The organism is Maribacter sp. (genome assembly GCA_020629415.1).
In the GTDB taxonomy this organism is placed as follows: Bacteria; Bacteroidota; Bacteroidia; order Flavobacteriales; family Flavobacteriaceae; genus Maribacter; species Maribacter huludaoensis.
In genome coordinates this window covers 12,993-31,073 of the sequence record JAHDDL010000032.1, presented here as the reverse complement: position 1 = coordinate 31,073, position 18,081 = coordinate 12,993, and the positions used below count along the sequence as shown (strand labels likewise).

12 protein-coding genes are annotated in these 18,081 nt (G+C 36.3%); 3 read left to right on the top strand and 9 right to left on the bottom strand.

Features of this window, described 5'->3' with window-relative positions:
- The first annotated feature begins 99 nt into the window (after nt 1-99).
- Complete coding sequence (locus QZ657_RS12965) at nt 100-3,474, top strand: PQQ-dependent sugar dehydrogenase (protein ID WP_291967371.1); 3,375 nt, start codon at nt 100-102, stop codon at nt 3,472-3,474.
- The gene (locus tag QZ657_RS12960; RefSeq protein ID WP_291967369.1) at nt 3,471-4,148 is read left to right on the top strand and encodes a hypothetical protein; all 678 of its coding nucleotides are present in this window, start codon (nt 3,471-3,473) and stop codon (nt 4,146-4,148) included. Before QZ657_RS12965 ends, QZ657_RS12960 begins: the two co-directional genes overlap by 4 nt.
- 117 nt (nt 4,149-4,265) lie before the next feature.
- Here the strand turns inward: QZ657_RS12960 and QZ657_RS12955 are convergent, their stop codons facing one another.
- The 9 genes from QZ657_RS12955 to QZ657_RS12915 all read right to left on the bottom strand — a co-directional run bounded on the left by QZ657_RS12955 (nt 4,266) and on the right by QZ657_RS12915 (nt 15,213).
- The gene (locus QZ657_RS12955) at nt 4,266-5,447 is read right to left on the bottom strand and encodes an OmpA family protein (RefSeq protein ID WP_291967367.1); all 1,182 of its coding nucleotides are present in this window, start codon (nt 5,445-5,447) and stop codon (nt 4,266-4,268) included.
- 120 nt (nt 5,448-5,567) lie between these two features.
- Nucleotides 5,568-6,044 (bottom strand): hypothetical protein, encoded by a 477-nt coding sequence (locus QZ657_RS12950; RefSeq protein ID WP_291960871.1) that lies wholly within the window; start codon nt 6,042-6,044, stop codon nt 5,568-5,570.
- Nucleotides 6,007-7,146, bottom strand: a complete 1,140-nt coding sequence (gene bshA, locus QZ657_RS12945) for an N-acetyl-alpha-D-glucosaminyl L-malate synthase BshA (RefSeq protein WP_291960873.1) — start codon at nt 7,144-7,146, stop codon at nt 6,007-6,009. The genes QZ657_RS12950 and bshA overlap by 38 nt, the downstream gene beginning before the upstream one ends.
- 19 nt (nt 7,147-7,165) lie before the next feature.
- The gene (locus QZ657_RS12940) at nt 7,166-10,075 is read right to left on the bottom strand and encodes a glycoside hydrolase family 3 N-terminal domain-containing protein (RefSeq protein WP_291967365.1); all 2,910 of its coding nucleotides are present in this window, start codon (nt 10,073-10,075) and stop codon (nt 7,166-7,168) included.
- A 94-nt stretch (nt 10,076-10,169) separates the two neighbouring features.
- Nucleotides 10,170-10,652, bottom strand: a complete 483-nt coding sequence (locus QZ657_RS12935) for an ABC transporter ATPase (protein ID WP_291967364.1) — start codon at nt 10,650-10,652, stop codon at nt 10,170-10,172.
- Nucleotides 10,653-10,670: 18 nt separating this feature from the next.
- Nucleotides 10,671-11,462: a (Fe-S)-binding protein gene (locus tag QZ657_RS12930; protein ID WP_291967363.1), complete on the bottom strand. Its 792-nt coding sequence runs from the start codon at nt 11,460-11,462 to the stop codon at nt 10,671-10,673.
- A gap of 8 nt (nt 11,463-11,470) precedes the next feature.
- Nucleotides 11,471-12,796: a (Fe-S)-binding protein gene (locus QZ657_RS12925; protein WP_291967362.1), complete on the bottom strand. Its 1,326-nt coding sequence runs from the start codon at nt 12,794-12,796 to the stop codon at nt 11,471-11,473.
- Nucleotides 12,797-12,907: 111 nt separating this feature from the next.
- Nucleotides 12,908-13,873, bottom strand: a complete 966-nt coding sequence (locus tag QZ657_RS12920) for an MlaD family protein (protein ID WP_291967360.1) — start codon at nt 13,871-13,873, stop codon at nt 12,908-12,910.
- Nucleotides 13,874-13,920: 47 nt separating this feature from the next.
- Entirely contained in the window at nt 13,921-15,213 is a 1,293-nt protein-coding gene (locus tag QZ657_RS12915) for an N-acetylmuramoyl-L-alanine amidase family protein (protein ID WP_291967358.1), read from the bottom strand.
- Between the two features lie 179 nt (nt 15,214-15,392).
- On the opposite strand from QZ657_RS12915, the gene QZ657_RS12910 reads away from it, so the two are divergent.
- Nucleotides 15,393-18,077, top strand: coding sequence for a putative LPS assembly protein LptD (locus QZ657_RS12910; protein WP_291967356.1), 2,685 nt, complete (start codon nt 15,393-15,395; stop codon nt 18,075-18,077).
- The last annotated feature ends 4 nt before the right edge of the window (nt 18,078-18,081 follow it).

The following is an 18,081-nucleotide window of genomic DNA, read 5'->3' as shown; positions in this document are numbered from 1 at the left end:
AAATTCAATTATTTATTACTTTCGCATAGCTTATTGATAATCATAAACTAAGCTGTAGTTTTAATTAGTGATTTTAATATCAATACCCCCGAATATTTCATGGTTAATCACAAGCACTTTTTATTTTTTATTTTCTGTTTGGTATTCTTGTTCGCTCATAGCCAAGAATTATCTTATAAGGAGGCTTTCCCGAACATTTCATTCAATTTCCCTACTGAAATCCAAGCTAGTGTGGACGGTACCAATCGTATGTTCGTCGTTGAGCAGCCAGGTTTCATAAAAGTTTTTCCAAATAAAGAAGATGTAACCACCCAAGAACTGGTTACATTTTTAGATATTTCATCTAATGTAGCGTATAGCTCCGGCCAGGAAATTGGACTTTTAGGTCTAGCTTTTCACCCCAATTATGCTACTAACGGTTATATTTTTGTTTACTATATTGATCAACCCAGTAATTACAGAATTAATATTGCGCGTTATACCGTAGATAGTTCCAATCCTAATTTGATCGATTCTTCATCTAGAACAATTATTGCACAATACACCAAAAATCAATCAGACTCCAACCATAATGGCGGCAAAATCGCTTTTGGTCCTGATGGTTACTTATATATTTCTATTGGTGATGGCGGGGGTGGTGGCGACCCGCAAGGAAATGGACAAAATTTAAACACAGTTTTTGGTAGCTTACTTAGAATTGATATTGATTTAGACGGAAGCAACCCAATTGAATCAAACCCAGAATTACCTAATGGCAATTATGAAATACCAAGTGACAACCCAAGAGTGGGCCTATCAGGATTAGATGAAATTTATGCTTGGGGAATAAGGAATACATGGAAATTTTCTTTTGCCCCTACCGGTAACCTTTGGGGAGCGGACGTAGGTCAAAATTCCTATGAGGAAATTAATATTATTACCAAAGGCGGCAACTATGGTTGGAACAAGTTTGAAGCCAATACAGAACCTAGCTATGGAAATGAAACCTTACTTGCTACATCACCTGATATTAAGCCTATTTTCTTCTATGACCACAATGCATCTGACCTTTCCATAACCGGCGGCTATACCTACAATGGTTCCTTAACTAGCAACAGTTTAAAAAACAAATACATTTATGGTGACTATGTTTCAGGGCGTGTGTGGGCTCTTGAATATAATCCATTGAACGGCGCCATATCCAATGAACTACTTTTTAAAACCAATGGAGAGTTCATTTCCTCATTTGGTGAAGATGAAGCTGGTGAGTTATATTTCTCCGATTACGGAGAAAATGTAAAAATTTTTAAAATTACGGAAACTGTAACCGGTCCCGTGACAACACCTGTAAATGGAATTGGTGAATGGAAATCACTATCCTCAGGAACAAATGGAATTGTAGAAACTATTATAACTTCTTCAAATAACTTAAGTTACATAGCAGGTTCATTCTCAAGTGCCGGGGGAATAAATGTATCCAATTTGGCCACTTTAAGTACAAACGAACAATGGGCCACATTGGGTGTCGCTGTAGAAGGATCTATATTAACTACTGCAATGGCAACGGACGGGACATTATATATAGCCGGGGATTTTACAACAGTAAATGGTATTGAAGCCAATAATATAGCAAAATGGAACGGTACCACTTGGTCATCTTTGAGTTCCGGAACCAACGGTCAAGTTTCTACAATAGATTTTAATGAAGATGGAGTTTTGTTCGTTGGCGGTGTATTTACTACTGCTGGTGGCTTAAATGCCAATAATATAGCAAAATGGGAAAATGATACCTGGAGCCTGCTTACAGATGCTACAACTACTATTTCAGGAACTAATAATGAAGTAAGATCCATTCATATAGAAGACAACGGTCAGGTTTATGTGGGTGGTAATTTTGACACTGCCGGTGGTATTGCCGCAAATAGAATCGCTCTATGGAACGGTATTAATTGGTCTGCCCTGGGTTCTGGCACCAGCGGATTTGTACAAGCAATAGAATCTTTAGGTAATTATTTATATGTTGGAGGCAACTTTGCCATTGCCGAGGACAAAACAGTAAATAGAATAGCCAGGTATGATAAAAACAGTAGTACATGGCAAGCTATGGGAACAGGGGTAAGTGGAAACATAAATGCTATTACCCATAGTGGCCCGTACATTTATGTAGGAGGTACATTTGATACTGCAAGTGATAATGGATCTATTGATAAAGTAATGAGCAATATTGCCCGCTGGAGCGAACAAAGTGGTTGGGAAGCTTTAGGAACGGATACCAATGTAGGTGTAAATACCAGAGTAAACACCTTACAACTTATAAAGGATGAAACCCAGCTTCTAGTTGGCGGTAACTTTGATGTAGCGGGAAATGTGAACGCCAACAATATTGCTATATGGGCAGAAGTTTTTTGTACTACTGAAAACGTAATTCCAGAATATTTCATAAATGGTAGCTGGGATAGTGGCAGTGACAACTTAACGATTACTGAAGGTGAGGATATTACCTTAAGCATTTTACCCAACAATACCCCTTTTACAATCACCCTTCCCGGGGGCGATATTGTTGAAAATGATTATTTAATAGAAAACGTAAGCCAAGCACAGGCTGGTACTTACACCTTTACTACGGTAGAAGGATGTACCAGAAATTTTACATTAATCATTGATACTATTAATATTGGTGATAACGATGATGATGGCGACGGAGTATTGAATTCTGATGATAATTGCCCTAATACACCCAACGGAGAAGTTGTGGATGAAAATGGATGCATAGCTGCTTCATACCCTAACAATCAGTTTAAGATAACTTCTACCGGTACTTCTTGTATTGGTTCCGAAAACGGCTCAGTTTTAATAGAATCCATAACTACTGAAGAATTTTCGGCAACTATTACCGGTGAGGGCGTAAATAGTACAATACCCTTCACCCAAACCCTATCTATAAAAGATTTAGCGAACGGGGATTATAATTTATGCATATCCCCTATCAATTCTTCAAATTATCAAACATGTTCTAAAATAGTCATAACCGAGCCTGTACCCTTGAGTGTATTTTTAGATTTTAATGCTCTAACAAATGAAGCCAATATTCATATGAATGGTGCAGAAGAATATACCGTTCAAGTTAACGGTAAAAGTTTTCAAACTAAAGAATCTCAAATTACCCTGCCACTTAATGAAGACATCAACAATATTAGCGTTAGTACTGGTCAGCTTTGCCAAGGCAAATATGAAGAAACTATATATTTAGGAAATACGCCAATAATCTATCCCAACCCTGTGGGCAACATACTGTCAATTGATTTAAAATCTCTTACAATAGATAAGCTTGAAATAGCTATTTTTACCGAAGCGGGAGTTTTACTACATTCTAGCAATCTTAAAGTTGAACAATCTATTATTGAAATAAATACCAGCTATTTAAGTTCGGGCATTTATTTTTTAAAATTGAAGAATGATGGTTATAATAAATCCTTCAAACTAATAAAACAGTGAAAAGAAGCGGATTTTTAGTTTTTCTATTTTTATTAATTCAGTCATGCGGTGTAGATTCAGATGTTCTGGAATATGCCAATGACGAAATAAACATTACGCTTATTTTTCCCGAAAATGATTCTGAATGCACCGAAGGCGTTATCGTTTCCGAAACACAGAGCGAACTAGTTTTTAAATGGGAAGATAACAATGACAATGGTCCGTACACCGTTCATTTAACAAATCTCTTAAGTTCACAAACTGAATTAATTGCAAGTAATGACACAAATATTGCTATTGTATTAGACAGAGGTGTCGCCTATTCTTGGTTCGTGACAGGTAACATCAATAGTTCTAGTGAGGTCTGGAATTTTTACAATGAAGGACCCGGGTTAGAATCTACTATACCGTATCCTGCCACGGCAATATCGCCAGTTAGTGGTGCTACAATATCACAAACGAGTACAACTGTCAATTTAATTTGGGCGTCAGAAGACCCAGATAATGATATTATTTCTTACGATTTATTTTTTGGAGAAGTGAAAGACCCTGAACTCTATGGAACAGATCTTACCGAAACTAGATTCAACGACATTCCGGTTGAGGCTGGTAAAGTTTACTATTGGAAAGTTGTAACTAAAGATAGTGTAGGAAATGAATCAACTTCTGAAGTTTTTAATTTTAGCGTAGGATAAGAGGAGAGGAACTTAAGTTAAAACATAAGAAAAAAGTACTCTTGTTTAATTTGATATAAACAAAAAAGCCCGATAAATGGATAAACATTTATCGGGCTTTTCTTATAAAATAATCTTTTAGAATTCTTGAATAATAAACTCTGATCGTCTGTTTACCGCATGTTTCTCTTCTGGACAATACGTATCGTCATTACAATCATTAAGTAACATAGACTCTCCATAGGCTTCGGTTGTCAGTTTTTCTTCTGAAACACCTTTAGATATTAAATACTCCTTTGTTTTATCTACTCTACGTTGAGATAACCAATCATTATATTTAGATGTTCCTCGAGAATCTGTATGTGAGGTTATCTTTAGTTTTAAAGTAGGTATCTCGATCAATACATCTGCTAAAGATTCCAACACTTTTTTAGAAGATGAATTTAGATAAGATGAATTCAGATCAAAATATACATAACCTAAATCTTCAATTTTAGATTTAATTTCTGCTTTACGCTTATTTATTGCATCAATTTTTGCTTTCTCGGCAGCAGCCAAGGCATCTGCTTCTTTTTGTTTCTTAAGTCTTTCTGCCAGTAAAGCTTCGTCTTTTAAACGGTTAACCTCATTAATAGAATCTGTTTGTCGTTGTTTCTCTTTGGCAATGGCCGCCAATAGTTCCAACTTCTCTTCTCCGCGTTTAGAAAGACCTTTTTCAATCCCAAATTGATAAACTGCACCTGCTGCATACTGTAAGTGATTTGAAACACCTTCACTCTCACTCATAGCCCATTTACCGGTGGCATTTAAATCTAAGCCCCATCTATCTGAAAACCACGTTCTAAAACCTACAATAGCATTATAGGTTCCCCTACCCCTATTATTGGCGTCCGTATAACCGGCACCGATACCAACATAAGGATCAAACCAGCCTGTTTCACCGATTATTTTGTTCAAATCATACGTTATTCTTCCATCAATGCCGTAATAACTAATGTTTTCAGTTAAAATTTCTCCATCAACATTTTTGCCCTCTTTATACTGGTTATACGTACCAATTGCTTCTAAGCCCAGACCACTTTTAAAATAACGACCTATACTTACTCTAGATGGATAAGGAACAAGATTCCATTCATCCGTGAAATTTAAAAGTTCATCAAAAACATTACCTGAATCATCAACGGCATTTAAGCCTACGCCAAAAATCCAAGAGCTTTGAACAATACTATCCTTTGCCGTAATTTGTAGTTCATCTTGGGCAAAAGATAAAGATGAAAGCATAAAAAAGACTAAAAAACTGAAAATAGAAGTAGTTTTCATAATATATAATTTGGGGTGATAAAACGTAAAATTAATTGTATACAAGGTCCTTAGCAAATTATTACCGTATACAGCAATTAAAATCGTCCGATAGTTGAATGTAGAAGAATTATCGACTAATTACTTTTCTATTTTTAAACTTTTTGCGCTTAGCGGTAGCTTATAGATGCTAAAAGGGCTGACCACTAGCTTACTTTCCTCTTTAGAAGTCTTAGACTTAAGTTTACGTATCCCTAAAAACTCATCATCTTCGTTTAACGTTAAATTAGCGTAGTTTGATGCTGAATTATCTCCGCACCAAATTAAAATCATTTCAGAATTAAAATCTACTTCTGGAGGTGTTAATCCCGGTTTTCTAGTGCGATTTATTTTGCCATAAAAAGCATTTAACTCTTTCTGACTTTTTATAAGAATATATTCTTCTTTTTCAAAGCCGCTATAATTTTCATTTAAAAGAAGTTCCATTCCCTTATTATTAGATTCCTGTAAACTGTGTTGGGCCGTTGTTTTACAAGAATTTAATTGAAGTATTATGACCAATAAAAGACAAATAGGATATTTAAGCATTTTTGAATCTTCCGTTATAAGCTCTCTCATAAACCTCTTCATATAAAGGCACAACTTTTTGAATATCAAAACGCTGAGCTTCTTTTAAAGCATTCAGCTTAAAGCGTTCTAAAACACTATCATTCTTTAAAATGGTAATTGCCTTGGCCGCCATATCATTAATATCGCCAACATCACTTAAAAATCCGCTAACACCCTCTGTATTTACTTCTGGGATACCGCCTGCGTTACTAGAAATAACCGGAACTTTATTTATCATGGCTTCTAAGGCAGCTAGTCCAAAGCTTTCCGATTGTGATGGTAAGAGAAACAAATCAGAAAAACATAAAATCTTATCTATCTCATTACTATTACCTAGAAAAATTACTTTATCAGAAATACCCAATTCTTCACATAATCGCTCAGCACCAGCCTTTTCAGGACCTTCACCAACCATTATTAGTTTTGAAGGAATCTCTAATTGAATTTTACTGAAAATCTTTATAACATCAGGTATACGTTTTACCTTTCTAAAATTACTAATATGTGTTACAATACGCTCTTCTTCCGTAGCCATGTTAGATCGTTGACAATCAGTAAAAGTAGTGCTGTATTTTTTTGCATCTATGAAATTGGGAATGACCTCAATATCACCCTGAATATCAAAAGTATCCAACGTTCCTTGTTTTAAACTGGCCGAAACAGAGGTTACCACATCAGATTGGTTGATGCTAAACGTAACTGCCGGTTTATAGAACGGGTGTTTACCTACCAAAGTAATATCAGTGCCGTGCAACGTGGTAATCATAGGTACATAAATACCTTCTTCTTCTAACATCTTTTTCGCCATATACCCTGCATATGCATGAGGTATGGCATAGTGTACATGTAAAAGATCTATTTTATGAAGCTTTATCGTATCTACCAACTTACTTGACAATGCAAGTTCATAAGGTTGATAATGAAAGAGTGGATATTCCGGTACATGAACTTCATGAAAGAATATCTTGTTACTCAACAGTTCTAAACGAACGGGTTGTTTGTAAGTAATAAAATGAATCTCATGACCTCTGTTCGCCAATGCAATTCCTAATTCTGTTGCTACAACACCACTACCACCAAAAGTAGGGTAACATACTATTGCTATTTTCATTACAACAAAATTACCTTTTTTAATTCAGAATTGAATCGTAAATGGCTTGTTGAATTCTTGTTCTTAACCCAGATTTAACTAAAAGCGTATTAGAAGCGGAAGGATATGTTCTATTCGATAAAAACACATACACAATTTCTTCTTCTGGATCTGCCCAAGTATAGGTACCGGTAAAACCACTGTGACCAAAACTTTTTCTAGATACACAACCACAAGTAGGACCGCTATGTTGCAACTGAGGTTTATCAAAACCTACACCCCTACGCACATTATTATCACAAAAATAACATGTATTGAATTTTTTAACGGTTCTAGAATCAAAAAACTTAGTGCCGCCATAATAACCGTCTTGAAGATACATCTGCATAATTTTAGCAATATCATTGGCATTACTAAAAAGGCCCGCATGACCGCCAACACCGGCTTGCATTGCCGCTCCCATATCATGCACGTAACCTTGTACGGTACCGTATCTATAATAATTGTCCTCTTCTGAAGGTACAATCATAGCTTTATTAAACTTCTCTAGTGGGTTATATGTAGTACGGTTTGCCCCTATTCTTTTAAAAAGAAAATTACTGGTTAAGTCGTCTAACCTTTGACCGTAGCTTTCTTCTACGACCTTTTTCATCACATAATAAGGTACATCACTGTAACGATATCTATTAGACTTTAAATCTTGCCTACCAATTCTATTATAAATGGAATCTTTGTAAGCATCTGCCAAATAAAGATTATCATACACTTTTGTTGAAAAACCAGGCAGCGGCCTGTTTCTATAAAATTCACCTGATGGTTTTTTATTTTCGTCTAGCGTATTAATGTAAAAAGGTATCCAAGCAGGCAAACGACCATAGTGGGAAAGTGCTTTTAAAACGGTCACATTTTTAATTTCGGTATTTGAGTAATTTGGAACCAACTCTTCAAAAGTATTGTTCAAACCTATTCTACCTTCTTCTTCCATTTTCATTACCATAGGCAGGGTTGCCAATATTTTAGTCAATGATGCAAGATCATATAGGTAATCATTGGTTATCTTTTCTTTACTATCATAGGTAGGTTTACCAAAACTTTTCTGGTAGATGACCTTTCCCTTTCTAGCTACTAAGACCTGAGCACCCGGAAACATTAAACTATCCAAACCATGGCTCATTAATTCATCAATCTCTTTAAGTCCTTTTGAGCTCATACCAACACGTTCAGGTATGCTATAGCCCAATCTACTTAAAGATTTTACTTGAGCACCGGTATTCACAGGAAATTCCTCATGTGCAGAAACAGGCAATTTACCGGTAGCACTGACGGCTCCGAACAAAACCTCTGCAGTTTTCTCTTGAGCTATCTCACTGTTTTGGTAAGACATGACCACGCCATCGATCATATCATAAGACTTGATATCGGTTAAAGCATAAGGTTTGGCAAACACGCAAAGTATTAAGTTTGAAGTACGCTCGTTACCTATTGCTTGTAACCAGTTTAATTCTTTAGTAGAAAATTTATATGATTTCCATGGAGTGTCATTACTTTTGTGGTGCCCCACAATAACCAAATTAAAATCTTTTAATTTAGCTTTTAGAGTATTGATATCATTTGCTTCAACCACGGTAACATCTGCATAATTCCTTAAGCCTTTTACAAATGCTCCATTATCAGAATCACCCATTTTAACGTAAGCAATTTTCTTATTGTCAAGGTTTTTAATGGACAATATATCTAGCTTATTCTTTACAACCGTAATCGCATTTTCAATAGCCTGCTCATAAATAATATCATCTTCAAGGCTATTTAAGTCTTCGTAAAGATTGTTCAAACCAATAGGCCTATACTTATTTAACCCTGCTTTGTATTTTGCCATTAAAATCTTTTTGACGGAATATGCCAATCGCTCTTCGGTCAACTTACCCTTGTCATAAGCTTTTGCCAATTTTTCCTTAGCACTAACTATATTCTCTGGCATTAACAACATATCATTACCTGCCATAAACGCATCTAACTCAACACTGCCATCTTTACCTTTTGTAGATACCCCTTTCATATTCAGGGCATCTGTAAAAATTAATCCTTTATACCCCAATTGTTCTTTTAAAATGCCAGATATTATTTGTTCTGATAATGAAGAAGGCAGTCCCTTTTTCATTTCAAGCGCAGGCACCTCTAAATGAGCCACCATAATACTACTTAAGCCAGAATTTATTAATTTTTTAAATGGGTAAAGTTCCAGACTATCCAGCCTTTTCCTAGAAAACGGTATTACCGGTAAATTGTGGTGAGAATCTACTTCTGTATCGCCATGGCCGGGAAAATGTTTACCGTTGGCCAAAACCCCGGCGCGCTCCATTCCTTTTGCAAAAGCGGTACCTTTTGCAACCACATTATCCCTATCTTCCCCAAAGGAACGATTACCTATAATTGGATTTTTAGGATTGGTATTAATATCCAAATCAGGAGCAAAATTAATATGCACTCCCAAGCGTTTTGCATGTTTGCCTATCTGATAACCAACTTTTTCAACAATAGAATTGTCCTGGATAGCACCCAAAGTCATATTCCAAGGAAATGCGTATGTAGAGTCTAATCTCATGGAAAGTCCCCATTCCGCATCCATACCTATGAGTAATGGAATCTTAGCAGCCGCTTGATAATCATTGGTAAGTTTCGCCTGTCTTACAGGTCCGCCCTTAGAAAATATTACTCCGCCTAAGTGCTCTTTTACTATTAAGTTCTTGATTATATCTGTTGCTTGCTTACTTTGATTGGAAGCTACGCTTACCATAAATAGCTGACCTAATTTTTGATCAAGGCTCATTTGAGCGTACTGAGCATCTACCCATCTCTGTTGATCGGTACTGTCTTTAGTTACTAAAGGGTTTTGAGCCAATGCAACAGAACAGCAAAACAACCCATAAATAAGAATAAAAATATAGCGCATAAAAAAATATGTACTGAGATAACTATTATGGATTGAAATTATTGCATTTCATCGATAAAACCCAATAAATTCCGACAGTTAAGAAGAAATTATGTTAAAGAAAACGAGCATGCCAGCTCTCGGACGCAGGTACTTCCCAATGCTGCAAATACTCCCCTTTATTGGCAACCAGATTGTTAAATACGATTGTGTTTTTTGAAATCGCTTTTTGTTTCGCCATAGCCTTAAAATCAACTAAGCTTTTATAAGCTACAAATTCACCCTGTTTATAGGATACATTCATCTTGTCCAGCAACAAGACATCGTACTTCTTTTCCAATGCCTGAATAAAATGCACAGATGCATCTATTGAACAGCCTGTAGCACCTTGTAATGTTTGGTCTAGGGCTATGATAATAAATCGTTTATATTTAATCTCGTAGCCTGCTTTTAAATCATTGCCATGCGCTGTCCAAGAAGTTAAAAAAGTTTTTAAATCTGCATCAATTTCATCCATTTCCTTCTCAGAAAACGATCGATTACATTGGTATATCCAAACTCTTGCAGTCTCAGGTAACGTATTAAATTCTACTAGCAAATTTTACTTTTTTTTAAATTATAGATCTTCGGCGGCCGCAATCATTTCGGCAATATCCATTACTGCGATATCTGCTTCCTTTTCTTTGTTCTTAACACCATCTGTCATCATGGTATTACAAAATGGGCAACCTGCAGCTATTATCTCCGGTTTAGTCTCTAAAGCTTGTTCTGTACGTTCTATATTAACATCCTTATCGCCCTTTTCAGGTTCCTTGAACATTTGTGCTCCACCTGCTCCACAACAAAGACCTCTTTGCTTACAGCTTTTCATTTCAATAAGCTCGGCATCTAGTTTTCTTATTAAGTCCCTAGGCGCTTCATATATTCCATTTGCCCTACCCAAATAGCACGGGTCATGAAAAGTAATACGCTTTCCCTTAAAGGACCCACCTTCCATAGAAATTCTACCTTCAGACAATAGGTCTTTTAGAAACTGTGTATGGTGAACCACTTCATAGTTGCCGCCCAAGCCCGGATATTCATTTTTTATGGTATTGAAACAGTGAGGACATGCCGTAACTATTTTCTTTATTTCATAGGCATTTAAAACCTCTATATTGGTCACTGCCTGCATTTGAAACAGAAACTCGTTACCTGCGCGTTTTGCAGGATCACCCGTACAACTCTCTTCTGTACCTAATACAGCAAAAGAAACATTGGCCTTGTTCAAAATTTTCACAAAAGCTTTCGTTATTTTCTTTGCCCTATCATCAAAACTACCAGCACAACCTACCCAAAACAACACTTCAGGTACAGTTCCCGACGCAAAAAATTCTGCCATTGTAGGCACTTTTAATTCACTTGCCATATCTATCTTTAAGATTCTTTACTCCAATTTAAACGGTCCATTTGGTTAAATGGCCAAGGTGCTCCATTATTCTCAATATTACCCATCATGTTATTTAAATCTGTAGGAGCTGCAGATTGTTCCATGACCAAATACTGTCTCATATCCATAATTATAGAAAGAGGATCAATACTAATAGGACAAGCCTGTACACATGCATTACAAGATGTACATGCCCACAATTCTTCAGGGGTTATATAGTCGTTCAATAATTGCTTACCGTCATCTTTAAACTCACCGTTGTTTGCATCGATGTTCTTACCAACTTCTTCTAGTCGGTCACGTGTATCCATCATAATTTTACGAGGAGATAATTTTTTCCCGGTTTGATTTGCCGGGCACTCACTGGTACAACGCCCACATTCCGTACATGTGTAGGCATTAAGAAGTTGAACCCAACTTAAGTCTTGCACATCAGAAGCACCAAACTTATCTGGAACGGCTGCATCTTCAGCAGGTTCAGCATAAGGATCGTCATCTGGATCCATCATCATTTTAACCTCATCTGTCACGGACTGTAAGTTTTTGAACTGTCCCTTAGGTGTCAACTTACCATAATATGTGTTTGGAAATGCAAGTAAAATATGCAAATGTTTTGAGTAATAAAGGTAGTTCAGGAAAAATAGAATTCCAGCAATATGCAACCACCAAGCAGCTCTTTCCAAGAATACCAAACTTGAAATGGACATACCTTCAAAAACAGGAGCTATCATACTACTAATTGGAAATGCACCAGCCTGAACATAATGCGCTGCGCCCATTTGTTGCAATTGATAATCAGCACCGTTCATGGTTAAAAAAAGTACCATTAACACCAATTCTATATAAAGAATAAGGTTACCATCATTTTTTGGCCAGCCTTCCATTTCCGGTTTAAAGAATCGTTTTAGTTTAATAACGTTTCTCCTAGCCCAAAATAGTACTACCGCTATTATTACAAGTAATGCAAGTATTTCAAAAGAACCGATAAGGAAGTCATAAACAGGTCCTAGCACGGCAAACATTCTATGTGTGCCAAAAATACCATCCAAAATAATCTCTAATACTTCTATATTAATGATTACGAAACCAACATAGACGATAATATGTAAGGCACCGGCAATAGGCCTTACTACCATTTTTGATTGCCCAAGGGCTATCATGGCCATGTTTTTCCACCGCTGTGGCTTATTGTCCGTTAAAGATTCTTCTTTTCCTAAAAAAATATTCCTCTTCAATTTTGAAACATTCTTCACGAAAAAACCAATACCTGCGATAAGCAGTATTACAAAAATTACATTTGGGAGATATTGCATATAATTTAGTCTTCTTTACTCGATAGTCGAGATTTTAATGCCTCCGACAGTTGTGTCGAAGTAATAATTATGTATTTAATTCAATTTCTCGCAGACACGCCACGATGTTATTTAGTTTTCTATAGCATTTGTTGCTGGATCATTTTCTGGCAACTCATACTCTTTCTGCTTTTTACCAAAAACAGAAACATTAACATACCTTTTTGGGTTTAAACGAAAATCTTGCAACAGTAAATCCAACTCACGTGATGCATTATTTAAGTTATCATACAGTTCCTTATCGTTCATAAGCAATCCAAGTGAGCCATCACCATTTTCTATTTTTTCAGTAACCTGGTCCAAACTAGCCATAGTAGATTCCAAACTAGCCAGGGTTCTGCCTAATCCTGCCGAGTTTAACGAATCTGAAAGTTTTGCAAAATTAGCGGTCAACTGCTCAAAATTCTCAAAGGAATTATTCAATTTATCCTTATTTACATCTAAAACAGAATTTAACTGAGTAGCACTACCGTTAAGACTGGTAATCAATGTATTTAGACCTCCAACAACCTCTTTCAATTCTTTTTTAGTTTTTTCATCCAAAACAGAATTAACATTGACCAAAACAGAATCTGCATCAGATATGGCAGATTCAACCTTACGTACCAACGGATTTAGTTTTTGCTGTGCCAAGTCAGTAATACCCGGTCTTGTTTCTGTAGGCAACGTATCTCCAGATTGTGCCAAAGCTTCATCAAAAATTGGTTTAATTTGCAAGCCCTTACCACCAATAATACCGGTATCATAAAGCTCAACCGTACTGTTTCTAGAAAATTTGAATTCATTGCCAACCGTAAACGTTACCAATAAATTTCCTTTCTCATCTAAAAATTTAATATCATTGACCTTACCTACACTAAAGCCGTTTATAGAAACCGTTGTACCAGATTGTAAGCCACCAACATTAGGATAGATAGCAAAAAAGGTTTTACTATTATCAAAAATAGGGGTAGACTTCAAATAGCTGAACCCCATAATGAACAATAGTAGGCCACCAATAACGATAATTCCTGTTTTTAATTCTCTAGATAGTTTCAAGCAAATTTATTTTAAGTCCTCTCAAAATTATGAATAAAATTTACACTTTATGGTCTAAAATTAGAAACCTCGTCAATTGCGTTTTGAATTGGAATTCTCTCTCCTAGCTTATAAGCGACAATATAAGCAGTTTTATACCCTTTTTCCTGAGCTTGGTTCTGCATCATTTTTGCCTCTCTATATGACCTTGTCTCTCCATACATATAACGATACAAATTTTTATACGGCTCCTGAGATAAGTTAGACAATCCTTTAAAATTACCGGAATTAAGTGGAACGTTCTTACTGCTTGCCATCAATTGAATCTTAAAAACAATGGAATTTGCCACTTCTTTGTCGTCTATTGCTTCTTTTACCTTCACAACCGGCACTTCCACCACTTCATCTACGGTTCCTTTTTCAAGTGTAGTTTCAATTTCCTTTGGCTCATCAACTTTGGCCACAACTTCCGTGATCGGCTCAACAACAGCTTCTTTTTTCTCTTCTACCTTTTCAACAACTTCTTCTTTAACAGGAGGCACAGTAGGTTTTGTTACTGTTGGCGCTACATTTAACGAAGCTGGCTGAACACCTTCTTTGTAATGTAAAATTGCCTTAGCTATGGCATCTCCCATTTCATTCTGGCCTTTTGTAGAATTTAAATAGGCACCTTCACCTTTATTGGTCAAAAATCCTGTTTCAACCAGAACACTTGGCATAAAAGTTTGATGCAATACTATAAAGCCTGCCTGCTTTACCTTTCTGTCCGTTCTTTTAAGTTTCTTGGAGAAATTTTCTTGGATCATTGAAGCCAATGCCACACTTTGATCTAAAAATTCTTCTTGCATTATGGTAAGACCTATAACGGATTCAGGTGAATTAATGTCATAATCCGCATATCTGTTCTCATAATTATCCTCTAAGTAGATTACCGAGTTTTCTTTCTTGGCAATTTCAAAATTTTGTTTGTTGGCATGTAGACCTAATACAAAAGTACCAGCACCATGGGCATCTGAGGTATGAGAATCACAATGCACAGATACGAACAGGTCCGCATTGGCTTTATTTGCAACTTCACCCCTTACATATAAATCTATAAAAGTATCGTCCTTTCGTGTGTAAATAACTTTTATATCCTTGTTCTTTGAAAGAATTTCTCCCACTTTTAAAACAATGTTCAAGGCTATTTTTTTCTCTAGATAGCCATTACCTAAATTACCGGGGTCGTGCCCACCATGCCCTGCATCAAGAACAACTATAAATGGATCATCTGATTGAATTTCTTCGCCAGGACCCTTAAAAGACAGAAGTAATAACGCTGTAGTTAAAAATAAAGAAATGCTAAAGAGTTTAATTTTCATAAGTATTAGGGATTTTATCGCCCTTATAATGGTTAAATTTATTGTAAGACCCTACATACAGATTAAAAAATATATGTAAGTTTGACATCTCAAATAACGGCTCATTGGACCGCCAAACCTTTACAAAAATAGGATATATAGCCTTGCAATCAAACAAACAATACTTACTTTTCCTATTCATGGTTGTTGTCTGTGGTTTTTTTGCCATCGGTCAAGAAGGAAAAATCACTCCGCTCAATATAAAAGCTGAAAGAGATACAATAATAGCGCCATTATTTCCGCCAAGCGCTATAAAAGACTCTATAGCAAACGATTCCCTAGCTGCAGATTCATTGAACCGAAAGCCCCCTTTACTATTAGACAAGATAACGTACAAAGCCAAAGATTACGTAAAATTAAGTCAAAAAGAAAATAAGATATACCTCTATAACGAAGCAGAAATCTACTATCAAGATACAGAATTAAAGGCCGGTATCATTATAATGGATTATATAAAAAATGAAGTCTATGCCGGTAGAATGGTAGATTCTTTGGGCAATTATACGCAATTACCTTATTTTAAACAGGGGGAAAACATTGTAATACCAGATTCTATTCGATTTAATTTCGATACACAAAAAGCATTGATCTGGAATTCCCGAACGGAACAACAGGCTGCTGCCGGTGCCTTGGGCAGTGATGCAATGAAGGTTTATGCAGAAATTACCAAAAAAGAAAATGACTCGGTTTACTTTTTAAGCGAAGGAAAACTTACCACATCAACGGATACTATAAATCCAGATTATTATATCAGGGTCAGAAAGGCAAAATTTGTACCCAAGAAAAAAGTAATTGCCGGTTTCAGTAATTTATATATTGCAGATGTACCTACGCCTATTGCCATGCCGTTTGCTTATTTTCCACTTTCTCAGGGCAGATCGGCAGGGGTATTGATGCCTTCGTTCGGTAATGACCCCAATACAGGTTATTTCCTTCAGGATATGGGATACTATGTTCCGCTGGGCGACTATGCAGATATAACCCTATCCGGAGATTTTTATACCAATGGCAGTTATGCCTTTAGAACAGCATCTATTTATACCAAACGATATAAATACAGAGGTAATATCAACTTAAGGTTCGAGAACCAGGTAACCAGTCAAAAAGGATTTAGTGATTATAGCCTATCCAGAAATTACAACATTCAATTTTCTCATTCGCAGGATACAAAATCGAGTCCCAATTCAAGATTCTCGGCATCTGTAAACCTGGGTAGTAGTGAATATTATAGAAATTCCTTGCAACAACGAAATTTACCTAACACGCAAAACAACACTTTATCATCATCTATATCATATTCTAAAACGTTCCCCAATTACCCATCGGTGAACATGAGTTTAACCGCTACCCATTCTCAGCTTACCTCTGCAACGGCAACAGAATCGGACACAGACAATATAACCATGACCTTACCTACCTTTCAGGCAAGTGTAGAGCGTATATATCCGTTTGTAAAACGAGATGGAATAAAAAAAGGGATTATAGACAACATCAACTTTCAATATAATGTAAACGCACAGAACAGGTTGACCACGAACGACGAAGATTTTTTGACCACAAAAATGTTCGATAATGCCCGTGCAGGAGTAAGCCATAGTATACCGGTAGCCACAAATTTTAAAGTAGCAAAATTTTTTAGTGTAAGTATGGGCGGAAGTTATGAAGATGTTTGGGCACTGGAAACCTATAACAGAAGTTATGACAATGAATTGGAAGAAGTTGTCATTGATACCGTAAGTGGTTTTGACAGGTACAACACCTATAATTTTAGCGCCAGTGTAGGTACTACTCTGTACGGAACGTTTAATTTTGGAGAAGACAAAAAGATTCAAGCGATCAGGCACACCATGAGACCATCTTTAAGCTATGGTTACGCCCCTTCTTTTGAACAGTTTTATGATGAGTATTTAATAGGAGATGATGTTGAAGTTCAATATAGCCGTTTTCAAGGTACACTTAACGGTGCACCGTCCTTAGGAAAATCTAATAATTTAAGCTTTTCTTTGGCCAACACACTAGAAGCAAAGGTTAGGGACAAAGATTCCACTAAGGTTGAACCTAAAAAAATATCCCTATTAAGCAATTTCAATATTTCAAGTGGATATAATTTTGAATCGGACTCATTGAAACTGAATCCGCTTAGTATAAACGGAGGTACCAATATACTTGACAACAAAATGTCCATTAACTTCTCTGCAGGGCTTGACCCCTATGCCATTGACAACAATGGAAGAAGAATTGATACTTGGAATATCGATAACGGTGGAAGCTTGTTTAGACTTACAAGGGCAAATGCGAATATATCATACGCCATAAGCAGCGAAATGTTCGGCAAAAAAGACGATAAAAATAGGGACGAAGAAGAAGAGTTAGACCCTTTCGATTATGTGGCACAAAGTGGTGGTAGAGAAGACGACCTATTTGGTAGGGCAGATGACTTTAACGCTAATCCCGTAAGAAGGGACGAAAAAGATGCAGATGTAGAAAACCCCATTTTTGGAACAAAAATTCCTTGGAACTTTAGATTGGCATACTCGGCCAACTATAGCAATTCTGCAAGACAAAGTGAATTTAGCAGTCATTCACTTATGTTCTCGGGAGATATTGAATTAGCACCAAGATGGTCTGTTGGCGGCTCATCCGGTTACGACTTTAAAAACCAAGGTTTTACCCTTACCCAACTTCGTTTTCAAAGAGATTTGAAAAGTTTTACCATGCGCTTTAATTGGACGCCTTTTGGAACCTATAAAAGATGGTATTTCTTTATAGGTATAGATTCATCTATACTTAAAGATCTTAAGTGGGAAAACCGAAGTCAAAACTAACTCT